Origin of the sequence: Enterococcus timonensis, assembly GCF_900104595.1 — a bacterium.
Classification (GTDB): domain Bacteria; phylum Bacillota; class Bacilli; order Lactobacillales; family Enterococcaceae; genus Enterococcus_J; species Enterococcus_J timonensis.
On the sequence record NZ_FNVY01000004.1, the window covers coordinates 1,078,862 to 1,094,904 of the forward strand.

17 protein-coding genes are annotated in these 16,043 nt (G+C 39.1%); 2 read left to right on the plus strand and 15 right to left on the minus strand.

What is annotated here, in order from left to right; all coding sequences use genetic code 11:
* Window positions 1–38: 38 nt before the first annotated feature.
* Genes yycI through yycF form a run of 4 tightly spaced genes read right to left on the minus strand, consistent with a single transcriptional unit; the run spans window position 39 to window position 4,702 of the window.
* Entirely contained in the window at window positions 39–866 is an 828-nt protein-coding gene (gene yycI / locus BQ5341_RS09895) for a two-component system regulatory protein YycI (RefSeq protein WP_071131818.1), read from the minus strand.
* Window positions 867–2,156: a YycH family regulatory protein gene (locus tag BQ5341_RS09900; protein WP_071131819.1), complete on the minus strand. Its 1,290-nt coding sequence runs from the start codon at window positions 2,154–2,156 to the stop codon at window positions 867–869.
* A complete protein-coding gene (walK, locus tag BQ5341_RS09905; RefSeq protein WP_071131820.1) occupies window positions 2,153–3,994 on the minus strand; it encodes a cell wall metabolism sensor histidine kinase WalK in 1,842 nt (613 codons plus the stop codon). The genes BQ5341_RS09900 and walK overlap by 4 nt, the downstream gene beginning before the upstream one ends.
* Window positions 3,995–4,006: 12 nt before the next feature.
* On the minus strand, window positions 4,007–4,702 hold the full coding sequence (gene yycF / locus BQ5341_RS09910) for a response regulator YycF (RefSeq protein ID WP_071131821.1): 696 nt from the start codon (window positions 4,700–4,702) through the stop codon (window positions 4,007–4,009).
* 183 nt (window positions 4,703–4,885) lie between these two features.
* On the opposite strand from yycF, the gene lepB reads away from it, so the two are divergent.
* Entirely contained in the window at window positions 4,886–5,395 is a 510-nt protein-coding gene (lepB, locus tag BQ5341_RS09915) for a signal peptidase I (RefSeq protein WP_071131822.1), read from the plus strand.
* 123 nt (window positions 5,396–5,518) lie between these two features.
* Here the strand turns inward: lepB and BQ5341_RS09920 are convergent, their stop codons facing one another.
* The 11 genes from BQ5341_RS09920 to dnaX form a co-directional block, all read right to left on the minus strand.
* A complete protein-coding gene (locus tag BQ5341_RS09920; RefSeq protein WP_071131823.1) occupies window positions 5,519–6,127 on the minus strand; it encodes an alpha/beta hydrolase in 609 nt (202 codons plus the stop codon).
* A gap of 263 nt (window positions 6,128–6,390) precedes the next feature.
* Entirely contained in the window at window positions 6,391–7,506 is a 1,116-nt protein-coding gene (gene dinB, locus BQ5341_RS09925; RefSeq protein WP_083378673.1) for a DNA polymerase IV, read from the minus strand.
* A 70-nt stretch (window positions 7,507–7,576) separates the two neighbouring features.
* Window positions 7,577–8,494, minus strand: a complete 918-nt coding sequence (rsmI, locus tag BQ5341_RS09930; RefSeq protein ID WP_083378674.1) for a 16S rRNA (cytidine(1402)-2'-O)-methyltransferase — start codon at window positions 8,492–8,494, stop codon at window positions 7,577–7,579.
* 48 nt (window positions 8,495–8,542) lie between these two features.
* A complete protein-coding gene (locus BQ5341_RS09935) occupies window positions 8,543–8,881 on the minus strand; it encodes a DNA replication initiation control protein YabA (RefSeq protein ID WP_071131824.1) in 339 nt (112 codons plus the stop codon).
* Window positions 8,874–9,692 carry a PSP1 domain-containing protein gene (locus BQ5341_RS09940; protein WP_071131825.1) on the minus strand — a complete coding sequence of 273 codons (819 nt, stop codon included), beginning with the start codon at window positions 9,690–9,692 and terminating at the stop codon, window positions 8,874–8,876. Before BQ5341_RS09940 ends, BQ5341_RS09935 begins: the two co-directional genes overlap by 8 nt.
* 1 nt (window position 9,693) lies before the next feature.
* Window positions 9,694–10,596, minus strand: a complete 903-nt coding sequence (locus BQ5341_RS09945; RefSeq protein WP_071131826.1) for a DNA polymerase III delta subunit-related protein — start codon at window positions 10,594–10,596, stop codon at window positions 9,694–9,696.
* Between the two features lie 40 nt (window positions 10,597–10,636).
* A complete protein-coding gene (gene darA / locus BQ5341_RS09950) occupies window positions 10,637–10,966 on the minus strand; it encodes a cyclic di-AMP receptor DarA (RefSeq protein WP_071131827.1) in 330 nt (109 codons plus the stop codon).
* Window positions 10,967–11,000: 34 nt separating this feature from the next.
* The gene (tmk, locus tag BQ5341_RS09955) at window positions 11,001–11,639 is read right to left on the minus strand and encodes a dTMP kinase (protein ID WP_071131948.1); all 639 of its coding nucleotides are present in this window, start codon (window positions 11,637–11,639) and stop codon (window positions 11,001–11,003) included.
* A gap of 53 nt (window positions 11,640–11,692) precedes the next feature.
* On the minus strand, window positions 11,693–12,289 hold the full coding sequence (gene recR / locus BQ5341_RS09960; protein ID WP_071131828.1) for a recombination mediator RecR: 597 nt from the start codon (window positions 12,287–12,289) through the stop codon (window positions 11,693–11,695).
* Window positions 12,290–12,349: 60 nt separating this feature from the next.
* Window positions 12,350–12,658, minus strand: a complete 309-nt coding sequence (locus tag BQ5341_RS09965) for a YbaB/EbfC family nucleoid-associated protein (protein WP_071131829.1) — start codon at window positions 12,656–12,658, stop codon at window positions 12,350–12,352.
* A gap of 89 nt (window positions 12,659–12,747) precedes the next feature.
* Window positions 12,748–14,577, minus strand: coding sequence for a DNA polymerase III subunit gamma/tau (dnaX, locus tag BQ5341_RS09970; RefSeq protein ID WP_071131830.1), 1,830 nt, complete (start codon window positions 14,575–14,577; stop codon window positions 12,748–12,750).
* A gap of 167 nt (window positions 14,578–14,744) precedes the next feature.
* Between dnaX and BQ5341_RS09975 the strand changes: the two genes are divergently transcribed.
* Window positions 14,745–16,028 (plus strand): SPFH domain-containing protein, encoded by a 1,284-nt coding sequence (locus BQ5341_RS09975; RefSeq protein WP_071131831.1) that lies wholly within the window; start codon window positions 14,745–14,747, stop codon window positions 16,026–16,028.
* Window positions 16,029–16,043: the final 15 nt, after the last annotated feature.

Below are 16,043 nucleotides of genomic sequence, written 5' to 3' on the forward strand. Positions count from 1 at the left end.
CTCCTTACTTTTCAACGCTTAGTATACGATAATTTTTCTTAATTTTCCACCGTGGGAATCGTATTGCCGGTGATAATCGTATTATTTACGGCATTGACTTGCTCGAGATGCGCTTTTTCATCGGGGGCGGTAATGGAAACAAACCAAATTGGCACATACACATTTTTTTCCCGGACCTTTAAAATCCGACCGTATGCTAACTCCAGCCAATTAATTTTAGCGTTTTGGGGAATTTTTGAATTGTAATACAACGTAGAAATCGCATCACTTTCCGAAATTAAATCTTGTTTTTCTCGTAAATTTTCTATTTTATCCAAATGCGTATAAGAAGCTTGTTGAATGGAAAAAACATCTCCTTGGACGTTGTGCATGGAAATCTGCATTTTGGCTGTGTCGTCAAAAAAGGGCAGACCTTCATAAGCTTGTCCGGCAATTAAATATGGCGCCTCGCCATCCAAATTCGAAGCTTTTTCTAACAATTGATATTCTCCTGCCACTTCAAGTGTCGCCGGATCCGTCAAAAAACCTTTGACATCTTCAGCTAAAGTCTCGGTGTTGATTAAGTAATCGTCAGTGAAACTCACCACTTTTTGATTCAAAGTGGTATCTTGATCAGCGGTCCGACTGAGTACTTTTGGAAAAATCGTTTCTTCAGCTGCGATAAAATAACCTTGCGGACTTTCTTTAGAAAAAGAATCTTCATAGACAATTTTATCTCGGGACAAGCGCGTTTCCACAGCATCTTTTTCATCAAAGTTGCCATTGTAATTTTCCTCGGAGCGACTTTCCATAAAAATCGTCAACAAGAAAAAATTAATTCCTAAAAAAGCAATTAGGAAAATTCCTTGAATTTTACGAAAATCCATCTAGTCGTCCCCCTCTAACTGCGTCATTAATTGGGACAAACTTACCCATTGGTGATCATATTGAACAAACCATTCCGGCATTAAATCCACCACTTGACTTGTCTCTTTTAAATCTTTCCAACCGTACCCAATTTGCAAATTAGTAATTTGGGTCACGTCGCCCCCAGCTTCAGTAATTTCAGATAAGACGGTTTCTGTTTTGACTAATTGGACCTCTTCGTCACTAGGAACGGGAATTTGAATCGTCTGGACGTTCGTCATAATTTGGGCCAAACTGTCTCCGGAAAAATTAATTTCCAACTGCCCTCTCACATGATCAGAAAAAAGCGGATATCCTTCGACAAATGTTTTGAAAGTTAACGTGGCGCTTCCTTCATCAAAATAGCGTAAATTTCCCAAGGTCACCCCAAGTGATGCCACATAATCAAAACTTTTTTTGTATAAATTATCGCCAACAACGGCTGGGTTTCGATCATCGGTTGTAAAAACCACTTGACCAGTTTCATTATTAATCGTTAAATTTTCCCCTTGCTCATTGCCATAAAGCAAATCATCGCCACTATCATTAATCGACAAATCATCTGGATCTTGGAAAAAAGCACTGGTGAAAGTCGTATACGGTTGGCTGCCTAAAATATAGGAATATTTTGGCAAAGAAAAATCTTCATCTACATAATAAGTTTCTTGTAACACTGGATGCCCAATCGTTACGGGCAAAAAATGCAATTCGTCATTTTTCAAAAGTGATTTAATTTTTACACTAGAAATTTCTAAATCTGCACTATAAACCGCATGGGTGTCATCATTTAATGCAAAAAATTTATTTTTGGCAAAATCAATCACGATCCGATCAAAAGTAATTTTTTGATAATTTTCATTGCCATAATTAAGGTCCAAAGAATAGACATCCACATATTCTCCTAGCAAAAAGTGACCAATATAATCTAATTCCAGGGCATCTTGCGTCGCTAAAACTTCTTGAAAATATTGTTCATCATTTCCTACTTGTTCTAACGTCCCAAAATCTCCTTTAATCAGTTCAGCTTGCAACAACGATAATAAATTTTCCGAAACAGATAATAATTTTTGATCTTCTTGGTGCCAAATCGCTTTGGCAGGCAAAAAAACTTCGGTAGCTGCTTTCAAACTTCGCTGGGTCACATTGGTGCTTACTGTTTCTGTTTCCGGATCAGAAGTAATGGGCCGCATCCAAATTAAATAAGACAAAATCAAACTAAAGGCCACTAATAAAATTAGCAAGACGCGCGATAATTTATCTTTTAAGGTCATTCCCACCACTCCTCATCATAAGGTTCATACGGTAGTGAAATATAAAAACTCGATCCGCGACCTTCTTCACTCGTCGCCCAAATATCGCCACCGTGAGCTTTAATCACTTCTCTGGAAATGGCCAAACCAAGTCCTGATCCACCTTGCGCTCTTGAGCGAGCTTTATCCACGCGATAAAAGCGATCGAAAATTTTATTCATATCTTTTTTAGGAATCCCAAGTCCTTGGTCTTTCACTGAAAAAATCACATGTTTATGAGTATCAATTAAAGAACAAGTAATCGTCCCGCCGTCTGGAGAATATTTGATAGCATTATTCATAATATTATCCAGCACTTGAATCATTTTATCGGTATCAATTTCCACCCAAAGCGCCCGCGTCGTAAATTCCCGCTTAATAACATATTTTTTCTCGCTCTCATCTTCATTTTGAACAATCATATCAAAGCGGTCCAAAACAAAATTAACTAACTCATTGAAGTTGACATATTCGGTTTGTAAATGCGTGTTCCCCGAGTCCATCCGGGATAAATTCAGCAAATCATTAATCATACGAATCATCCGGTCTGTCTCTTCCAAAGTCACTTTCAAAAATGTTGGCGCGATTTCTGGATTTTCCCAAGCACCATCAGACAAAGCTTCAATATAAGAACGCATCGAAGTTAACGGCGTCCTAAGTTCATGGGAAACGTTTGAAACAAATTCTCGTTGTTCCCGTTCATTTTTTTCTTGTTCAGTAACATCATGCAGTACACAAACCAAGCCAGAAATAAAACCAGACTCCCGCCGAATCATAGAAAAGTCCACTTTTAAAATCAATTGATGTTGGCCTTCTTTTTGCGACCAATCAATTAAAATTTCCCCTGGATCTTCCAATAATTTTCGTAAAGTATAGTCTTCTTCAATATCTAGCAGTTGTAAAATCGATTGTCCTAAAACAGATTCCGATTCTACTTCCAATAAATTCATAGCCATTTCATTAATAATAATCACATTGCCCCGGCGATCGGTGGCAATTACCCCATCGTTCATGTGAGATAAGACTGAGTCCAAACGATTTCGTTCGGCTTCCATGGCATCTTGGGTTTCTTCAATTTGGACCGAAAGTGCGTTAAATGTTTCCGCCAATTGTCCCAATTCATCGCGGCCATAAACTTTGACTTTGCCGGTATAATCTCCGCGGGCAATCCGCAATGCTTGTTCTTTCATTTCATCGATTGGTTGGGTAATGGAACGGGCAATCAAGACCGCCACTACAATAGAAACCGCTCCTGCCAAAAGTGAGGCGGTGAAAAAAATTAGGGCAATGTCATTGACATCTTGATATCTTCTTTCAATATCACTTTTAACATATAAAACCCCAATCGCCGCCGTTCCCGTAGAAGACGTAATCGGTTCAATATTACGCCAAACGCGGTGTCGATCACTATCGATAATTTCTTCTTTTCTAGAAGAAGAAAAATCATTTAATACTTTTAAATCATTCTTTTTGCCCACATCACTTTGTTTCGTTAAATCAGTAGTGGCACGGACAAGGCCCCGGTCATCTACGACCCGGACCTCCAGTGTGTCATTGGTGACAAAATCATCCAGTACTTTGCGCAAATTTAAATTCACTTCATTACGATCATCTGTCTGATTTTCCAATTCAGCGGTTAAACTTTTCGCTAAAGTTTCCACTTGGGAATTGGTTAAATTTTCAAAATCAGTAATCGTATTTTTTTCTAGCTCGCGAATAAAATAAGCGCCGATAATTTCGATAGAAATGAGTAGCAAAAGAATGAACGCAATGGCAATCTTAAAATTAACTGATTGAAAAAAGCGAATCTTCTTTTTCATTGATAACTCCTATTACTCAGGATTTCGCAAATAATAACCCACCCCGCGGCGCGTTACTAAATAAGTGGCATGAGACGGATTGTCTTCAATTTTTTCTCGCAAACGACGGACCGTCACATCAACCGTCCGGACATCGCCAAAATAATCATAGCCCCAAACCGTTTGCAATAAATGTTCACGGGTCATCACTTGTCCTAAATGCTTAGCCAAATAATGCAACAGCTCAAACTCGCGATGGGTAAGTTCTAAAGGTTCACCCCGTTTGGTTGCCATATAGGCCTCCGGATGAATGACCAAATCCCCAATTGTCAAATCCGTCACTGGTTCTTCAACGGCTTTCGCCGCTCCTTGCCCGCGACGCAAATTGGCTTTCACTCGGGCGATAAGTTCGCGATTAGAAAATGGTTTGGTGACATAATCATCGGCGCCTAATTCTAACCCAATAACTTTATCAATTTCTGAATCTTTGGCGGTAACCATAATAATTGGCATATCAAAATTTTTGCGAATTTCTCTGGCAACTTCTAAGCCGTCCATTTTTGGCAACATTAAATCAAGGATCACTAAATCAGGTTCCACTTCGTTCACTTTTGCGACAGCCTCTTCACCGTCATAAGCGGTAAATACCTCATAACCTTCTTTGGTTAAGTTGAATTTTACAATATCTGAAATTGGTTTTTCATCGTCTACTACTAAGATTTTTTTCAATTTATTCACCTCAACAATTTAGATTTCACTTCTATTATACATGATTTCGCTTAACTTTTCACGAATTGATCAGTTTCCCTCTTTCTTCAGGGGAAAAAAGAGAAATTCATTTTTTTGTTCGAATGAAGATTTGATGATAAAATTTACTTATAGATTAAAAAACGTTCATTTAAAGGAGGGCCTATGAAAAAATTAATGGTATTTCTAGTGGCGTGCGCTGTTTTTTTAGGCTTGGCCCATGTCTTTGGTGTCGCCACAATTAAAGTGACTGGCACATCGATGGAGCCAACTATTCCTAATCAAGCACGCATTGTCGGTTACAACACAAGTGTCATTAATCGTTTTGATGTTGTCACTTTTATCGCCCCAGATGACGAGGACGCCAATTACATCAAACGAATTATTGGTTTACCAGGAGATTTAGTGGAGGTAGTTTCAGGCGAACTTTTTATTTCCGGCGAAAAAATTTCTGAAGCTTTTTTACACCCAGATACTGAAACGGAAAATTTTGTTTTATATGATGTTTGCGGACAAATCACTGTTCCACCCGATTATTATTTTGTCTTAGGAGATAATCGATCTGCCAGTAACGATTCCCGCCGCTTCGGCTTTGTCCCTAAAGCCAATATTGAAAAGAAGGTCGGTTTTATTTTGTGGCCACTAACTAATCTGGGGCATTTTTCAGAAAAATAAAAAGGACCCGCTAAAAATTTAGCGGGCGAAGGAGTTTAAAAATGAAAAAATTTACTTTGGAAAGGGTGTTGCTTTAAGTTGGTATGTTTATATATTAACGAATAGTTATGAAGAAATCGTGAATTATCCATTATCTTTTTGTTGTTTTAACCACCGTTTAGCGCTAGATAATTCTTCCATAGTAATGTTATGGCTTTGATTTGAGCGAAAAATTTCCACCTCAGCTTGCCGAGATGTAAATTGTTCTTGTAATGTCTGAAAAGATTCGTCGGATACAATCGGATCATTGTCGCCAAAAGAAAGCCAGACTTTATTATCTTCCAAAGAAAAATCTTTAGTGTCCACGCCTAATGACATAGGATGGAAAAATAAGCCTTTGTTTAGTGGCGTGTCACGTTCCAATAAAAGATGCGCCCCAATATTAGCCCCATTAGAATAACCAACTAACGTCCAATCACTAACAGCGATTTGGCGTTTTTTTGATATTTCCACAATTTCAGCATATAGCGCATCGGTTTCCATTTCTAAAGATGGCAAGTCAAATTGATTCAAACCATTCCGCTTGAAAAAACGATTCATCCCGTCTTCTTCCACTTCACCGCGAAAAGAAAGAATCGTACAATTCCCCGCCAAAAAATTGGCGATTTGGACCAAAGATTGCTCGTCGCCGCCGGTTCCATGGAGCAATAATAAATGTTGAGGATTTTCTCCTAATTCAAAAAAATATTTCACGCTTAAACCTCCTAAATCTTTCTGGCTTAATCTTAGCAAAATTTCCATCCCAATACAAAAAATCTGCTTACTAATTGTAAGCAGATTTTTTGTGCTTTTCACAAGCTAATTTTCTATGGTATTTCCCGCAAAATTCACAACCTATTTTAACGGTGGGAATTTTGTTGGGACTTGTAGAATAGATAAAATTTTTAAAAATCCAAAATCATGATTTTCAAAAAATTTTCCTAATTCTCTTCGTCCCATAACACAAAATTCACAACCTATTTTTTAAACAAGGGTAATGGGAGGTTTTCGTAGGTTAATTCTTCCAATCCGGTGATGGTGATGCCCAATAGACGAATCCCGATGACCGGGTCAATCGTTTCGTCAAATAACTCTTTAGCATAAAAATAAATATCCTCTTCTTTTTGCAAATAATCTTTCAAAGTTTTTCGTTTGGTAATGGTGTTGTAATCACCGTCCCGCACTTTTAAAACGACAATTTGTCCTTGCTTTTGATATTTCAGCATACTTTCTGCCACTTTTTTAGCCAGCTGGCGAAGTTCGGTCACCACTTCATCTTCTGTAAATAATAATTTCCCATATGTATGTTCTCGCCCCATCGATTTGCGAATTCTCGCTGGATTAACGGGATCATCGTGAATTCCCCGGACTTTGCGGTACAGCGAATAACCCATCTTCCCAAATTCATTAATCAATTGCCATTCGGATAATGCGGCTAAATCTTTACCGGTAAATACACCTAGTTCGTGCATTTTAGGGACTGTTTTTTTACCGATGCCATGAAATTTTTCGATGGGCAAAGCTTGCAAAAATGCTTCTGCCTTTTCCGGCAAAATCACTGTCATGCCTCGCGGTTTTTGAAAATCCGAACCGAGTTTCGCTAAAAATTTATTGTAAGAAACTCCGGCTGAACAAGTTAAATGTAATTCTTGATAAATATCTCGCTGAATTAATTTGGCAATTTTAATCGCCGACTTGGCATTGATTTTATTTTCCGTCACATCTAGATACGCTTCATCAATCGAAGCTTGCTCCACAACATCAGTATATCGATCGAAAATGGCTCGGACTTGCGCCGAAACTTCTTTATAATAGGTAAGATTACCCGCTTTAAAAATTGCTTTCGGACATAATTCATACGCTTTTTGTGCCGACATCGCCGAATGAATCCCAAACTCTCGCGCTTTATAATTGGCGGTAGTCACGACTCCACGCCCGCCAGTATCTTTGGGGTGGCGGGCAATCACCAATGGGAAATTTTTTAATTCCGGCTGATCGCGTTCTTCAATCGATGCAAAAAAAGCATCCATATCAATATGAATTATTTTACGACTTGTATCTTTTCTTAGCGGGAAGCCTAATTGACTTAACACAAAAAAACCTCCTTGCACAACGTAATTTGATTATACACCAAACACACGTTTGCCACTAGGAAGTTTTCTTTTAAAGTTCGTGAAATATTTTATAGACTTCTTGTTTTTTTAATTTTCGAACCGTCGCGACTTCTTTAATAATCTCTTTATCGGTCAGTCCTTGGTCTTTCAATTGGGCAAAATGATCGGCAATTTCTTCCGGATAATTTTCAGTGGATTTTTTTTCACTATTTCCTGATACTAGTAAAATACATTCGCCTTTTAGTGTTTCTTTTTCAAGAATTTCTAAAAGTTCCGCCAACGTTCCCCGTAAATATTCTTCATGAACTTTCGTCAGCTCTCGACAAATCACTGCCGGCCGATTGCCAAAAATTCCTAAAATATTTTTGATCGTTTCTTTCAAACGATAAGGTGACTCATAAAAAATCAATGTCTCAACTTGGTTTTCTAACGCTTCTAATGCACTGACTTGTTCATTTTTTTTGCGGGGCAAAAAGCCATAAAAAGTAAAAGGCTGTGGCGCCAAACCTGAAGCAATTAATGCCGTCATTCCAGCAGTAGCTCCTGGCAAAGAGACCACGGGAATTTTTTCATTTAAGGCAGCCACCACTAATTCATGACCGGGATCTGAAATAGACGGCATCCCGGCGTCACTTACTTGGGCAATGTTTTCCCCTTGCATTAATTTTTCCAAGAGCTGTGGCACGCGTTGACTGACATTATGTTCATGTAAAGAAATTTGCGGCGTATGAATTTCAAAATGATTTAACAATTTAATCGTATTGCGGGTATCTTCAGCAGCAATTAAATCACAACTTTTTAAAGTTTCCACCGCCCGAAATGTCATATCTTGCAAATTACCAATCGGTGTGGGCACTAAAAACAAAGTCCCGCTTTGACTGCTTTGACTATATTGACCATTGTTCAGACCTTCAATATCTGCTTGTTTTTTTACCACGTTTAATTTTTGAAAACTTTTTTGACGCATGGAATACTCCTTATGGTTGTCGTGATGGTTATCATGAAAGTTGCTTTTTTATCGATTGCGCTCGCCGTAAATGACATCGATGCAAAACGCACAAGATTCATCATTTTGCCGGCGCTGACCATACATCACGTTGCAAACGTGAAAGCCTTCTTCGTACAATTTTTCTAAATTCATCCGTGATTTTGATAATTCTTGGCGAGTTGGGGTATGTTCCTCTTTATCTAAGTCTTCCAAATGCTGACGTAAATGTTGATTTTCTAATTCCAACTCGGTATTTTTTTCTACTAATTGGCGCAAACCATCTTTCATTTCTGAAAGTTGATTCATCGTGTCTTTTAATTCCACTTCCAATTGGTCAAAACTATCATATAAAGAGCGTTTATCCATGGCGAACACCTACCTTAGCAACCTCGCTATAGTCATATTCCAAGGTTTGATCTAACGAGGCTACTTTTACTTTGACCACCCGAGATAATAAATTCAAGCCAACCACTTTTCCCGTTCCTTCAGGTGTCGTGACTTCTTGGCCGTAATCGGGCATCACTTTTTTTGCTTCTTCATATTGGGCGTCTTCATATTGCAAGCAACACATCAAGCGCCCACATAAACCAGAAATTTTAGCAGGATTCAAAGAGAGACCTTGATCTTTTGCCATTTTAATAGAAACTGGCATAAAATCTCCTAGAAAAGTCGCGCAACAAACTGGTCGACCACACGGACCAATTCCTCCTAAAATCTTGGCTTGATCTCTTACGCCGACTTGACGCAATTCAATTCGCGTTTTAAACACGCCAGCCAAATCTTTCACTAATTCTCGAAAATCTACCCGACCATCTGCGGTGAAACAAAAAATTAATTTACTTTTATCAAAAGCATATTCTACCGAAGTAATTTTCATATCTAATTTGCGTTGGGCCACTTTTTCTTTGGCTAAAACCCAAGCATCTTGGGCTTCCAAACGATTTTTATCATACGTAGCTAAATCTTGGGGCGTCGCTTTTTTAATAATTGTTTTAAGGGAACCGACAATTTCTTTTTCGGCGAGCTCTTTTTCAGCCAGGGCCACAAAGCCAATTTGCTGACATTGCAAACTTTCTACCACCACTGCTTCGCCCACTTCGTAAGTGACGCCTGGACTTGGGGCATAGTAATACATGTGCCCGACTTTTTGAAAGACGATACCGACTACTTGAACCATTTTACCCCTCCTTTTTCATAATTAAGACACTTTGTTCTAAAACATTTTGAAAACTAACATTGCTTTGCCATTTATGTTTGGCTTGTAAAATAATTTCACTGCTGCGGGCTTTTTTTAAAGCTGGCAACATTTGGCGATGAATCTCAAATAACAAAAGTGAAAAGAAAAATTCTTGCTGTTTTTTTTCTTTAAAATAAGGCACTAATTTCGTTTGGACCGAAATAAAACTATCCCAAGAGGTAGCGGTAAATTGTTCACCAAAACTTTCGGCCAGTTTACTAGCTTCTTGAAACCAAGGATCAGCTTCCATTGTTTCTGCTTCTTCTTTACTATCCGTTAAAAAGAGAAGGCGCGGAATATTTTCTGCTGGAATGGTTTTGGCTAATTGTTTTTCTAGCAAACTTTTAGAAAGTGGCAAAACGTGCATCAACTGGACCCGCGATAAAATCGTCGGAATAACTTTTCCAATCGCTGTCGTCGTTAAAATCGCTAAAGTTTCATTTTGCGGATCTTCTAAAAATTTTAATAAACTATTCGCGGCACTGACGGACATTTTTTCGCAATCAATAATCATAAAACCTCGTCGATTGGTTTCCATCCCGGATTTACCAAATTCCGTTTGCAACTGACGAATTTGATCAATTTTAATTGTTGCCCCAGTTGGCTCCACCCACACGACATCGGGATGTTCCTTTTGGGCGATCCGAGTACAATTATTACATTGGCCACAAGGATCGAAATCTTGCGGGTTTTGACAAAAGAAGGCTTGCATCAAAAACAGAGCGACTTTGGAAAGTTCACTACTGTCTTCACCTTCAAAAAGATAAGCATGGAAAAGACGCCCATGCTTTAAACTATTATGGAGTTGTTGGTAAATGATCGGTTGTTCAGGTAATTGTTCCATAATAGTCTCCTTTTACTTATGATTGATTTTAATTTTGATCTTAATATTGTTGGAAAGCATCCACTGGTAAGACAAAGCACGTCGCCCCGCCCACTTCCACTTCTACTGGATAGGGCACTTGGCCGTCCAAAGAAAGATCCAGCGAAACTGGTGTGGAGACATATTGTTTGCGGGCTTGGCAAGTTTCTTTAATCAAATCAAGTGCTTCTTGCACGCGATTATCATCAATCCCAATAATAAATGTTGAGTTCCCTGATTTCAAAAAACCCCCCGTTGAGGATAATTTCGTAGCCCGAATATTAGAATCGATAAACTCATTGGCCAAACGGTTGCTGTCTTTATCTTGTACAATAGCTAAAATTAATTTCATAAAAAATCTCCACCTTTCAAAAAATGATTTATTTTTATAACTTATCGCCTACATATTTTTGAATCACTTGCAGACAATCTTCCACCACGTGATCTAAATCAGCTTTGGCGTCGATTTTTTTAATCCGCTGGGGATATTGTTCCAACAACTGGATATAGCCATGGCGGACCCGTTGATGAAATTCTAAACTTTCCACATCCAGACGATTCACTTCCATCGAACGATGATTTTGAATTCGAGAAAGTCCGGTTTCTGCATCAACATCTAAATACAACGTTAAATCAGGCGTCCGACCATTGGTGGCAAATAAATTAAGTTGCGCCACTTCTTTCATCCCTATTTTCCGTCCTGCTCCTTGATAAGCAAGCGAGCTATCTACAAAACGATCACACACTACAGTAGTCCCCGAAACTAGTGCGGGTTCAATAATTTCTACCAAATGTTGACGGCGACTAGCGGCATAAAGTAAAGCTTCTGTTCGTTGATCCATATCGGTATTTTTTTTATCTAAGACCAGCCCACGAATTTTTTCAGCAATGGGACTGCCGCCTGGTTCGCGGGTGGTGACAATATTTTTTGTTGCTATTTTTTTCAAACGAGGAATCAGTTCATTAATAACGCTCGTTTTTCCTGCGCCATCGGGACCTTCCACTGTAATAAATAATCCTTCCAAAAAACCGCCTCCATCGTAGTAATCATACTGTAAACCATCCGAAAACTCAATCATTACAGCTCTCGGCGCCCTTCTACAGCTTTCAATAAAGTAATTTCATCTGCATATTCAATGTCCGAACCAACGGACAAACCATGCGCTAAGCGAGTCACTTTAATTCCCGCAGGTTTTATTAACCGGGATAAATAAATTGCCGTGGCTTCCCCTTCAGTCGTGGCGTTGGTGGCAATAATGACTTCTTTAACAATTTCATTATGCAACCGAGTAATCAGTCCGGTGATATTAATATCTTCTGGACCCGTTCCTTCCATTGGCGAAAGAACGCCATGTAAAACATGATACAATCCGGTATACTCGCGCATTTTTTCTAGCGCCATCACATCTTTTGGTTCTTCGACCACAAGAATCGTTGACTGATCTCGTGATTTATCTTGGCAAATTTCGCAAGGATCACTTTCAGTAATATTGCCACAAATCGAGCAATAACTTAAATCACGTTTGACGGCAATTAATGATTTGGCGAACTCATTAACATCTGTTTCATCCATATCAATCACTTTAAAGGCCAGTCTGGTGGCTGTTTTTTGACCAATTCCCGGTAGTTTCATAAAACTTTCCATTAATTTGGCCACGGGTTGTGGATATTGCATACTGACCTCCTTTTTAATTCTGTAAGTCAACGTTTAACTAACGATAATTATTTTGAAAAATTAAAAGCCAGGCATCCCTTTTGTATATTTACCCATTGTTTTTTGAGTCGTTTCTTCGATTTGATTTAGCGCATCATTAATAGCTACAACGAGTAAATCTTCCACTGTTTCCGCATCTTCTGGGTCAAGTGCAACTGGGTCAATTTTCACTTCTTGTAATTTTTTATTCCCGGTAAAAGTTACCGTCACGACTTGTCCTGCTGTAGCGGTAAAAACTTGTTGATCTAATGTTTCTTGCACTTTGCCCATTTCTTTTTGCATTTTTTGCATTTGGCGCGCAATGTTTTGCATGTTGCCCATGCCTCTCATCTGTTTTCCTTCTTTCTATAGTAAACACTCTTTTAACTCGTTAAATTCAAATTATTTATTTTTTTGTTTCAATTTCAAAGATGACTTTTTCAGTCTTCCAAAACTTCTACCAGGTCTGTTCCAAATAGAGCCACCGCTTGTTCCACTAGTTGATCATTTTTATTATCTGGGGCCACTTCTACTTCTTCATCGGCTAAATGAGCCATGTTTCCTTCTGCATTTTCCTCTGGCTCACTGTCACTAGAAGCTTTCAACTCGTCTTTGTGTAAGGCGATAAAATTTTTTCGCAAAGTCGGCCATGCTTCTTTAGGAATAGCGACTAGTTGAAACGGTTGACCAATCAGCTGATCAAATGCTTGAGAAACTACTTGATGAAGATAGGTATCCGCTTGCGCTCGGCTAGCCAGAAATTCATAATCAAAAGCGATCACCATCGCATCTTTTGAAGCAGCCACCACTTCGCCGGCTTTTAACATCGCCCGCTGGGTCACATCTAAAATTTGCAATAAGTCCTCCCAATGATGACGCACAGCCTGCAAATCTTCTCGCCGCGCATTTTTTAAAACTTCATAGACGCGCGCTTTAGGAATTTCAGCTGTCGGCGTATTGCTTCTAGTAGCTGGCTGACTTTTTTGCGGACGTTGCGCGTGGCCGGTTTGCATTTGTTGGCTTAAAGTATTTACTTGTTGTTGGAGCTGTTTAATTGTTTCTTGCAAATGATTCATTTCGTCGCGATTTTCTAGCCCGTTTTCTTCATTCGTTAAAGCAGATTTATTTTCCATGCTCATTTTTTCAGACAATATTTTGGCCGGCGCTACTGGAGAACTTTCTGCTTTATTTGCAATCGTCGCTAGTTTCACCGTCATCACTTCCAAATAAAGACGACCGGCATTAGTGAATCGCAAATTTTGTTGGGTTTCATTTAAAATATTAAAGGCGGTGTAAATCGTCTCTGGTGCCAAATTTTGCGTTAAAGCAATAAATTCTGGGGTAATTTGGTTAGTTTGTTTATTTAAAAATGCTGGCGACTGCTGATACATCAAAACATCCCGCAGCTCGTTCATTACATTTTCCACTAAGCGTTTCGGTTCTTTGCCATTTTGCAAAATATTCGCCAATGTCGCTAAACTTTTTTCCACATCATGGTCAGAAATTTGTTGCAAAAAAGTAATTAACGTCGCACTAGATAAACTCCCCGTAACAACGAGGGCCGCTTCTTGGGTGATTTTCTCGCCACTAAAAGCAATCGTTTGATCGAGAATCGATAGTGCATCTCGCATGCCGCCTTCTGCTGCCAAAGCTACAGTTAACAGGGCATCGTCTTCATAGGGCACATTCATTTTATCTAAAATTTCTTTTAAATGAGGGACAATATCGGAAACTTCAATTTTTTTAAAATCAAAGCGTTGGGTCCGGGAAATAATTGTCGCTGGAATTTTGTGCGGTTCCGTGGTTGCTAAAATAAAAATAACACTTTCAGGTGGCTCTTCTAACGTTTTTAATAAAGCATTAAAAGCACCGGTGGAAAGCATATGAACTTCATCAATAATATAAACTTTAAACGCCGTTTGTGTGGGAGCGTATTTCACTTTATCCCGCAGTTCGCGGATTTCATCTACGCCATTATTCGAAGCGGCATCAATTTCAATGACATCGTTGATTTTCCCAGCTGTAATTCCGAGACAAATTTCACAAACATTACAAGGTTCACCATCTACTTGATGGGGACAATTAATTGCTTTAGCGAAAATTTTCGCCGCCGATGTCTTACCAGTACCACGTGGGCCGGTAAATAAATAAGCATGACTTGTTTTGTGGTTGGCGATGGCATTTTTCAGCGTTTGGCTAATGGCAGTTTGTCCAATAATATCAGAAAATTTTTGCGAGCGCCAGACGCGATAGAGCGCTTGATAAGCCATTTGTCCACCTTCTTTCCAAAAACTTTTCTACTTTCTATTATACATAAAAAACCGACCCTTTGAAAGTGAATCTATTGATTTTTTCTAATGCTTTTCCCTTCAAAAAGGCTGAAAATATGGAAGCGTGGTATAATTGCTTTAAACAAATAATTACTGGAGGGATTTTCATGGGATTATTAAAAGCAGCTACATCAACAATCGGAGGGGCGCTGGCCGATCAATGGCTAGACGTCGTGGAACCAAACGATATGGGTCAACAAACTGTCGTAACGACTGGGATTAAAGTCCGTCAAAATGATAAACGAGGCAGCAACCGCAAAGGCACTGAAGATGTCGTTACTGACGGATCAGTGATTCATGTTTATCCTAACACTATGATGCTGTTAGTGGATGGCGGGAAAATTATCGACTTCACCGCTGAAGAAGGCTACTATACCGTAAAAAATGATGCCGCCCCCTCATTATTTAAAGGGAATTTTAAAGGTGCGATTGAAGAAAGTTTTGAGCGTTTTAAATTTGGTGGCGTTACACCGCAAAAACAAAAAGTTTATTTTATTAATTTGCAAGAAATTAAAGGGATTCGTTTTGGCACCAGTTCTCCGTTAAATTATTTCGATAACTTTTATAATGCAGAATTATTTTTGCGGGCGCACGGCAATTACTCGATTCGCATTACAGATCCAATTTTATTTTTCAAAGAAGCGATTCCAAGAAATACCGATCGAGTGGAAATCGATGATATTAATGAGCAATACTTGGCTGAATTTTTAACGGCTCTACAAAGCGCCATTAATCAATTGTCGCAAGATGGTCAGCGGATTAGTTATGTTCCGTCAAAAAGCGTGGAACTTTCTAAATATATGGCTGAAGTTTTAGATGCTGAATGGAAACAAAATCGTGGCATGGAAGTTGCTAGTGTAGCAGTCTCCAGTATTTCTTATACGGACGATTCGCAAAAATTAATCAATATGCGTAATCAAGGTGCCATGTTGGGCGATGCTAACGTACGCGAAGGTTACGTGCAAGGGGCGATGGCTCGCGGGATGGAAGAAGCCGGGAAAAATCCTGGTGGTGCAGCTAGCGGATTTTTCGGTGTCGGGATGGGAATGAATCAAGCTGGAAATTATTTTTCCGATGCCAGTCGCCAAAATGCGCAGCAAGCCCAAGACCAAGCGCAAAAGCAAGCCCAAAATCAAAACCAAAATCAAGGCGCCGGAGCTAATACCAATGCCAACGCTGACGGACAATGGACTTGCCCAAAATGTGGCACAGTAAACACCGGTCGTTTTTGTAGCAATTGTGGAACGGAAAAACCAGCTCCGGTTGCTGAAAATACAAGTTCAAAAATTGAAATGAAATGCCAAGCCTGTGGTGAAGTCGTTGATTTGAGTAATGGCGTTCCGAAATTTTGTCCTCATTGTGGCAAGCCTTTTGTTGGCGCCCCACTTTAAAAATAAAAAAGGAAG